This is a genomic window from Pseudomonas sp. 7P_10.2_Bac1, from assembly GCF_025465935.1.
GTDB lineage: Bacteria > Pseudomonadota > Gammaproteobacteria > Pseudomonadales > Pseudomonadaceae > Aquipseudomonas.
In genome coordinates, this window is the sequence record NZ_JANLNV010000046.1 from 1 (window position 1) to 1282 (window position 1282).

Genomic DNA, 1282 nt, shown 5'->3' on the forward strand with positions numbered 1-1282 from the left:
CGGCTGGAACTTGCAGCTTTCACAATACAATCCCAACAGTCGTGTGCTATCGCTGTACACCGGTGAAACATTTAAAGTTAACCTGGATGAGACCCCCGAAGGTATTGGGAAATTTATTCCAGAGAAGAAGATCGACTCGTTTCATTTTTATATTTTGGACGACAGGCACTATCGCATCGAGCATAAGTCTGGACTCATCGAAATCCTTGAGGTCGGCCAAGGCGGATTGGCCATGCCGGTGCAAATGCTTTCACCTCAGGGCCATAGCGTGACGTTACAGTACACGCCCTTCTTTACTGAGCCGCTGCTTAGCAGCATAAAAAATGCTGACGGCACTGAGCTCATCAGCTTGGTGCGCACTAACAATGAGCTAAAGATCTCGCTGCACCCCGGCACGGTGTATGAAGCCGACTTTGTACTTGAAATCATTGGCAGTGAGACCAGGGCTATCGTTTTGCCAACCGACGACAACGCCTCCTGGCGCTTCGTCTACGGCATGTATAACAATCTGATCTGTCTCACCAGCGTTGATACCCCCACCGGTGGTCACGAAACCATTACCTATTCAGCCGCGGGGCATTCGTTTCCGGGGCTGAGCGGGCGCAAACTGCCACGGGTGCAGATACATAAGCGCGATCCGGGTTTCGACCAGCCAGTCAGTGAAACCCGCTATGAATACGACTCGAAGGATCGAAACTTCCTGGGTTTTGGCAGTGGTATCGCGTGGAGTGACGATGGGCTGGACAACCTTTATAAAATCAGCGCCGACTATCAATACGAAACCACCGAAAATGTTTGGGATGCCACCCGCAACCAAGCGGTGCGAAGCACCCACCGGGTATTCAATAAATACCATTTGCTGGTACGCGAGCAAATTACCCAAAAGGCCGAAGCGGGCAGTGAAGACACCTTGTCAGTGACCGAGACCGAGTACTACATCGACCCGCAAAAGAGTTTCAAAGATCAACCCGCTTATTGCCAATTGCCAAAAACAGTCACCAAGATCTGGCGAAACGCCAACGCCACTGAGCCACGACACACCGAGACAGTGACGGCCACTTATGATGATTATGGCAACTTGCTGACCCAGACCAACGCCAATGGTGTGATCGAAACCAACACGTGGTACAGCAGGGACGGTGAAGCAGATAGTGAAGAAGGCCACTATGGTTGCCCAGCAGACCCGCAAAAATTTGTGCGCTCTCTCAAGAGCAAAACAGTCACTCCAGCAGCCTCCGGTTTCGGTTCGGCGCCAACCCTGCAAACGCGTTATCGCTATGAT

The 1282-nt window shown here is 51.7% G+C and carries 1 pseudogene; it reads left to right on the forward strand.

What is annotated here, in order from left to right:
- A pseudogene (locus tag NTD86_RS08500) lies at positions 1-1282 on the forward strand (sugar-binding protein); the annotation flags it as partial.